Raw genomic sequence first — 7,181 nt, 5'->3', positions numbered from 1 at the left:
GGTTCAGCCTTCAAACGGGCCGGATTCGAGGTCAGGCCGGGTGCCGGGAAGCGCCGCGTGAGTATTCCGAATATCATTACCCTGGGCCGCATCATGCTGGTCCCGATCATTGTCTGGGCCATCGTGTCGAGCCAAATGGAGGTGGCGTTTGCCGTCTTCCTGATCGCCGGCATCAGCGACGCCGTGGACGGCTTCCTCGCCAAGCGCTTCAACATGACCAGCGAGCTCGGGGCCCTGCTCGACCCGCTCGCCGACAAGGCGCTGCTGGTCTCGATCTACCTGGCGCTCGGCATCTGGGGCGACATCCCGCGCTGGATCGTGATCCTGGTGGTCTCGCGCGACATCATGATCGTCGCTGCCGTGATCGTATCCTGGCTGTTCGACAAGCCGGTCGAGATGAAGCCGTCGAAGGTGTCCAAGCTGAACACCGCGGCCCAGGTGTCCTACGCGGCCCTGGTGCTGGCCGCGCTTGCCTTCGGCTTCAAGCCGGCGCCCTATGATATGATCCTGATGGGCCTCGTCACGATCTTCACGCTCTCCTCCGTCTCGCTCTATCTCGTCGAGTGGCTGCGGCACATGAGCACGATCGAGGTCAAGTGAGCGCGGAAATGGCCCCGCAAAAGGCCAACTCGGGCGCAATACGTCGAATCTTTCAAGCAAGGCCGGCCGTCCGGCATGGAGCAAAGCAAGCCGTGGCAGGCCGCGTTCATCCCCGACAATTGGCGTTTTCGCTTCCCCATGCGGAAAGCCTGAGCCGGGACAATTTCCTCGAAGGCCCCGCCAGCGCCGCCGGTCTCGCCCTGATCGACAGCTGGCCGGAATGGCCGAACCGGATCATGTGGCTGGCCGGCCCTGAAGGGAGCGGCAAGAGCCATCTCGCCGCGATCTGGGCCGAGGACGCCGGCGCCCGCTCCACCACGGCCAATGCGCTGGCCCCCGCGACCGTCCCGGGCGCGCTTGCGACCGGCGCGCTGGTGGTCGAAGATCTCAAGGCAAAGGACTTTGACGAACGCGCCCTCTTCCACTTGATGAACCTCGCACGCGAAGACGGCGCCTACGTCCTCTTCACCGGCCGCGAGGTGCCGGCTGCGCTCGACATCGAGCTGCGCGACCTGCGCTCGCGGCTGCGTGCCGTCCCGGTGGTCTCGCTGCTACCGCCCGACGACCAGCTGTTCCGCGGCCTGATCGTCAAGTTCTGCACCGACCGCCAGCTCTCCGTCGACGAGAGCGTTGTCAGCTACCTCGTCACCCGCCTGGAGCGGTCCTCAGCCGCCGCCCGGCAGGCCGTCGAACGGCTCGACAGCGAGTCCCTGCGGCTCGGCCGCCCCGTCACCCGGGCGCTGGCCGCCGAGCTCTTGCGCGACGGCTGACCGCCCCCGCGATTCCCTAGGCCGCTTGACGCGGGGACGCGGCGGAACATCAATGTCATCGAAACGTCATCGCACTAACACATGCTCTCGCCGGTTTTGCGCATAAGTCGCAAGGTGAGACGAACAAGATGGACCGACTTCTGATGGACTCCGCGCAAGCCGTTGAAATTAAAGAAAAAATCCAGGAGCCCGAAGGTCAGCCGGCGATCGCTTCCAGCCCCGAGCGCTTCATCAACCGCGAACTGTCCTGGCTGCATTTCAACCGGCGCGTCCTGGAGGAAGCGGTCAATCCCAGCCACCCCGTGCTGGAGCGGGTGCGATTCCTGTCGATTTCGGCGAATAACCTCGACGAATTCTTCATGGTCCGCGTCGCCGGCATCAAGGCCCAGGTGCGCGAGGGCATTGCCGAGCGAAGCCCCGACGGTCTGACCCCGTCCGAGCAGCTTGCGCTGATCAACCGCACCGTGTCCCAGCTCGCTTCCGACCAGCAGGCGATCTGGCGCGACCTGCGCGGCTCGCTGGCCGATGTCGGCATCGTGCTGGTCGACGGCAAGGACGTCACCAAGGCGGAGCGGACCTGGATCGAGGACTACTTCCTCAACAACGTGTTCCCGCTGTTGACGCCGCTCGCGATCGACCCGGCCCACCCCTTCCCCTTCATCCCAAGCCTCGGCTTCACCATCGCGCTCCAACTCACGCGCGCCGCCGACGGCAAGCAGATGAACGCGCTGATCCGCATGCCCGGCAAGATCGACCGCTTCATCCGCATGCCCAGCGAGGGCACGGTGCGGCTGATCACCCTGGAGCAGGCGACCGCCCTGTTCATCAACCGCCTGTTCCCCGGCTACAACCTGCACGGCCATGGCGCCTTCCGCATCATCCGCGACTCCGAGCTCGAAATCGAGGAAGAGGCCGAAGACCTCGTCCGCCTGTTCGAGACCGCGCTGAAGCGGCGCCGCCGCGGCTCGGTGATCCGGCTCGAGATCGACGCCAAGATGCCGGAGCAACTGCGCAGCTTCGTGCAGCACGCGCTGTCGGCCGCCGACGACGAGGTGTTCCTGGTCGACGGCGTGCTCGCCATGAACGAGCTCTCCCAGCTCACCCGTCTCGATCGGCCCGACCTCGAATTCACGCCATACGTGCCGCGCCATCCCGAGCGCGTGCGCGAGCACGGCGGCGACATCTTCGCCGCGATCCGGCAGAAGGACCTGGTCGTCCACCACCCCTACGAATCCTTCGACGTGGTGGTGCAGTTCCTGCAGCAGGCCACGCGCGATCCCGACGTCGTCGCGATCAAGCAGACGCTCTACCGCACCTCCAACAACTCGCCGATCGTGCGTGCGCTTGCCGAAGCCGCCGAAGCCGGCAAGTCCGTCACCGCGCTGATCGAGCTGAAGGCGCGCTTCGACGAGGAGGCCAATATCCGTTGGGCGCGCGACCTCGAACGCGCCGGCGTGCAGGTCGTCTACGGCTTCCTCGAGCTCAAGACGCACGCAAAGCTCTCGATGGTGGTGCGCCGCGAGGGCGGCAGCCTCACCACCTATGTCCACACCGGCACCGGCAATTATCACCCGGTGACCGCGCGCATCTACACCGACCTGTCCTACTTCACCTCGGAGCCGACCATCGGCCGCGACGCCGCGCGCGTGTTCAACTTCATCACTGGCTACGCGGCGCCGAGCGATCTCGAAAAGATGGCGGTGTCGCCGCTGACGCTGCGCAAGCGCATCATCCAGCACATCCAGGGCGAGACCGAGCATGCGCGGCACGGCAAGCCGGGCGCGGTCTGGATGAAGATGAATGCGCTGGTCGACCCCGATATCATCGACGCGCTCTATGAAGCCTCGCAGGCCGGCGTCCAGATCGAGCTCGTGGTGCGCGGCATCTGCTGCCTGCGGCCCGGCATTCCGGGCCTGTCGGAGAACATCCGCGTCAAGTCGATCATCGGTCGCTTCCTGGAACACGGCCGAATCTACTGCTTCGGCATGGGTCAGGGCCTGCCCAGCGCGAAAGCGGCTGTGTATATCTCGTCCGCCGACATGATGCCGCGCAACCTCGACCGCCGCGTCGAGGTGCTGTGTCCGTTGCAAAATCCCACGGTGCATCAGCAGGTTCTCGAACAGATCATGGTCGCCAACCTGAAGGACAATGAGCAGAGCTGGCAATTGTTGCCGGACGGGTCCTCAACGCGTATGAAGACCGCGAAGGGCGAGGAGCCTTTCAACGTCCACAACTACTTCATGACAAATCCGAGTCTGTCTGGCCGTGGAAAGTCGCTCAAGGAATCCTCGCCGCGCCGTCTCACGCGCCGGAACGAACGCCATCAATCCTGATCGGGCGTTGACGTGACTCGGCCGCGCAAGCGCGGCACGAGCGTCGCAGTCATCGATATCGGTTCCAACTCGGTCCGCCTCGTCGTCTACGAGGCGCTGACGCGGAGCCTGATTCCGATCTTCAACGAGAAGACGCTGTGCGGCCTCGGACGTGAGGTGCAGAGCACGGGCCTGCTCGCGCCCGATGCGGTCGACAAGGCGCTGACCTCGCTCAAGCGCTTTCGCGCGCTGTGCCGGGTGATGCAGGTCGGACGCGTGTTCGCCATCGCCACTGCGGCGTGCCGCGACGCCTCCAACGGCCCCGACTTCATCGCCAAGGCCGAGCGCATCTGTGCCGTGAACATCGAGATCCTGTCCGGGCCGCGCGAGGCGCGGCTGTCGGCGCTCGGGGTGATCTCGGGCATCCACCATCCCGACGGCATCGTCGGCGATCTCGGCGGCGGCTCGCTCGAACTGRTCGACGTGCGCAGGAACAGCGTGCGCAGCGGCGTGACGCTGCCGCTCGGCGGCCTCGCGCTCCAGGACCTCGCCCATAAATCGCTCAAGCGCGCCGACCGCATCGTCCGCGAGGCGCTCGACGAGGTGCCGCAGCTCAAGGCGGGCAGCGGCCGCACATTCTATGCGGTCGGCGGCACCTGGCGCGCGCTCGCACGCATCCACATCATCCAGAGCGGCTATCCGCTCCAGGTGATGCACGGCTATTCGATTTCGGCCGCCGAGGCGCTCGACTTCTCGCGTCGTCTCCGTCGTCTTGCGGCCGCCGGCATGCTGGCCGACATCGAGGTCGTCGCCGACGCGCGCCGCCCGCTCCTCACCTATGCCGCGCTGGTGCTCGAGCACATCATTCTCGTGGCCAAGCCGAAGACCATCGTGTTCTCGACCTTCGGCGTGCGCGAGGGCCTGCTGCACGAGAAGCTGTCGGAGACCGAGCGCAACAAGGACGGATTGATCTGCGCGGCCGAGGAGCTCAACCAGCTGCTGTCGCGCTCGGCGCGCCACGCCCGCGAGCTGATCGCCTGGACCGACCGCCTCGCCCGCGTGGTGAAGCTGCGCGAGACCCCGGAGGACCGCCGCTTGCGCCACGCCGCCTGCCTGCTCTCCGACATCGGCTGGCGCGTGCATCCCGACCATCGCGGCGAGCAGACGCTGAGCCTCGTCGTCAATGGCAATTTCGGCGCGATCACCCATACCGAGCGCGCCTTTGTCGGCCTGTCGGTGTTCTATCGCTATGCGGGCCTCAGCGAGGAAAACCAGCCGCCGGTCACCACGCAGGAGTTGCTGACGCCGGCGCAGCTCGAGCGCGCCCGTCTCCTGGGTGCGGCGTTCCGCGTCGCGCATCTGATCTCGGCGGCGCGCCCGGGCGTGCTGCCCGCCACGCATTTCCGCAGCCAGGGGCGCAAGCTGATGCTGGTGTTCGAGCACCGCCTCGGCGATCTCGTCGCCGACCGCGTCGGCAGCCGTTTCAAGCAGCTCGCCCGCCTGATCGGCCGCGCCGGCTCGATCGTGCGACGTTAGAAATTCACTCCGCCGAGACCTTGGCGTGGCGTTCGGAGGCCTCGAGCGCGGCGTTGCTCAGGCTGCGCCGGCGCCAGATATAGCCGGCGACCAGCACCACCACGACGCCGAGCAGCGCGCAGAGATATTCGCCGCCTCCGCCGCCATGGGTGAATTGCGGCGGGATGCGCAAGGCGGCGAGCATCGAATCCAGCGACGCGCCGAACGGGCCGTCRAACAGCGTGTGCAGCCTCGGCGCGATGCCGGGGTCGGTGGCGATCACTTCGCCCGAGATCCAGCCGAGCAGCGCCGCACCGGCCCAGACCAGGACCGGCAGTTTTGCAAGCAGCGCCATGATCAGCGCGGCGCCGGCGACGATCAGGGGCACGCTGATGGCAAGGCCGAGGATCAGCAGCGGCACGCTGCCATTGGCGGCGGCGGCCACCGCAATGACGTTGTCGAGACTCATGACGATGTCGGCGACCACGACGATCTGCACCGCCTGCCACAGATGCGAGGCCGACTCGACGCCCTCCTCGTCTTCCTGTTCGGGCACCAGGAGCTTCGCCGCGATCACGATCAGCGCGAGACCGCCGACCAGCTTCAGGTACGGCAGCTCCATCAGGCTCGCGACGATGCCGGTGAAGATGATCCGCAGCAGCACGGCTGCGCCGGCGCCGAAGATCATGCCCCACAGCCGGTGCCGCGGCTTGAGGCCGCGGCAGGCGAGCGCGATCACCAGCGCGTTGTCGCCGGAGAGCAGGATGTTGATCCAGATGATCTTGCCGACCGCGATCCAAAAGGTCGGTTCGGCCATTTCATTGCGGAACTGGGTGAAGAATGCCCCGATCGTGGCGGGATCGAAGATCTGCCAGAGCCAATTCACAATGCGTCCTTTCGCCCCGTCGATATTAACCTATCGGCTGATCAGCCGACGATCTCGTTGCCCGAGAAGAACTGCGCGATCTCGATCGCGGCGGTCTCCGGCGCATCCGAGCCGTGCGCGGAGTTCTCGCCGATCGACTTTGCGTAGAGCTTGCGGATGGTGCCTTCGGCCGCCTTGGACGGATCGGTCGCGCCCATCGCGTCGCGGTACTTGGCAACGGCATTCTCGCCTTCGAGCACCTGGACGACCACCGGGCCCGAGGTCATGAATTCGACGAGCTCACCGAAGAACGGCCGCGCCTTGTGGACGGCATAGAAGGTTTCGGCCTGTTCCTTGGTCATGCGGATGCGCTTCTGCGCGACGATGCGCAGGCCCGCCTTCTCGATCACGGCGTTAACCGCGCCGGTCAGGTTACGCGCGGTCGCATCGGGCTTGATGATCGAGAAAGTGCGTTCGATGGCCATGATCTTGTCCTTGAGGAGAAAGCGGTGGTTCGGAGTTGCGGGGCTTATATCGGCGCCTTCGCAATACGGCAAGCGACCGCCGGAACGGCCTCACAGACGCTTCGCCGCAGGGCCCGAGCTCGGGATTTTGCCCTGAATTACAACAATTTCACCCAGATGAACCCAAACTGAACCCGCTGTCAGGGTTTGGTTCAGCCGCGCCGGCGTAAGGTCGGGCCTATCGAAACGAAAGCCCGATCATGAGGCAGTCCGTTTCGGAGGCCTTTCCATCGACGCGCAGGCCCGCGCCGGCAGTACTGAGGAGATCACCATGTTGAGGAAACTTTCGCTTGCCGCAGTTGCCGCGGTCGCGCTGGGTGCCGCGCTGGCACCGACCTCCGCCTCCGCTCACTGGCATGGCGGCTGGGGCTGGCACGGCGGCGGCGGTGGCTGGCATCACGGCTGGGGTGGACCGCGCTTCTATGCCGGTGGCCCCGTCTCCTACGGCTATGGCGGCTGCTATGTGCGCCGGCTGGTCCCGACCCCCTGGGGACCCCGCTGGCGGCTGATCAACCGCTGCTACTGAGCCCGTCAGCACCTTAAGGACCTTCCAAGCACCTTCGAGGAGAAGCCCCGGCGCGCCCCCCGCCGGGGC

7 protein-coding genes are annotated in these 7,181 nt (G+C 66.2%); 5 read left to right on the top strand and 2 right to left on the bottom strand.

Going from position 1 to position 7,181, the window contains the following annotated elements:
- The first annotated feature begins 57 nt into the window (after positions 1–57).
- The 4 genes from ACXJL8_RS28790 to ppx all read left to right on the top strand — a co-directional run bounded on the left by ACXJL8_RS28790 (position 58) and on the right by ppx (position 5,218).
- Positions 58–600 carry a CDP-alcohol phosphatidyltransferase family protein gene (locus ACXJL8_RS28790; RefSeq protein WP_456621910.1) on the top strand — a complete coding sequence of 181 codons (543 nt, stop codon included), beginning with the start codon at positions 58–60 and terminating at the stop codon, positions 598–600.
- Between the two features lie 92 nt (positions 601–692).
- Entirely contained in the window at positions 693–1,370 is a 678-nt protein-coding gene (locus tag ACXJL8_RS28785; protein ID WP_456621909.1) for a chromosomal replication initiator DnaA, read from the top strand.
- A 143-nt stretch (positions 1,371–1,513) separates the two neighbouring features.
- Positions 1,514–3,703: an RNA degradosome polyphosphate kinase gene (locus ACXJL8_RS28780; RefSeq protein ID WP_456621968.1), complete on the top strand. Its 2,190-nt coding sequence runs from the start codon at positions 1,514–1,516 to the stop codon at positions 3,701–3,703.
- 12 nt (positions 3,704–3,715) lie between these two features.
- The gene (gene ppx / locus ACXJL8_RS28775; protein WP_456686012.1) at positions 3,716–5,218 is read left to right on the top strand and encodes an exopolyphosphatase; all 1,503 of its coding nucleotides are present in this window, start codon (positions 3,716–3,718) and stop codon (positions 5,216–5,218) included.
- A 4-nt stretch (positions 5,219–5,222) separates the two neighbouring features.
- On the opposite strand, the gene ACXJL8_RS28770 is transcribed toward ppx, so the two are convergent.
- Positions 5,223–6,083: a TerC family protein gene (locus ACXJL8_RS28770; RefSeq protein ID WP_456621907.1), complete on the bottom strand. Its 861-nt coding sequence runs from the start codon at positions 6,081–6,083 to the stop codon at positions 5,223–5,225.
- Positions 6,084–6,124: 41 nt separating this feature from the next.
- A complete protein-coding gene (gene ndk, locus ACXJL8_RS28765; RefSeq protein WP_011086893.1) occupies positions 6,125–6,547 on the bottom strand; it encodes a nucleoside-diphosphate kinase in 423 nt (140 codons plus the stop codon).
- A gap of 310 nt (positions 6,548–6,857) precedes the next feature.
- On the opposite strand from ndk, the gene ACXJL8_RS28760 reads away from it, so the two are divergent.
- Positions 6,858–7,112 (top strand): hypothetical protein, encoded by a 255-nt coding sequence (locus tag ACXJL8_RS28760; RefSeq protein ID WP_014495771.1) that lies wholly within the window; start codon positions 6,858–6,860, stop codon positions 7,110–7,112.
- Positions 7,113–7,181: the final 69 nt, after the last annotated feature.

Source organism: Bradyrhizobium sp. P5_C11_2 (genome assembly GCF_054049755.1).
This window is presented reverse-complemented; position numbering and strand designations above follow the sequence as displayed.

Coding starts and splice junctions, on each gene's coding strand:
- ACXJL8_RS28780 (WP_456621968.1), top strand. CDS start 1,514: ATGGACTCCGCGCAAGCCGTTGAAATTAAAGAAAAAATCCAGGAGCCC.
- ndk (WP_011086893.1), bottom strand. CDS start 6,547: ATGGCCATCGAACGCACTTTCTCGATCATCAAGCCCGATGCGACCGCG.
- ACXJL8_RS28760 (WP_014495771.1), top strand. CDS start 6,858: ATGTTGAGGAAACTTTCGCTTGCCGCAGTTGCCGCGGTCGCGCTGGGT.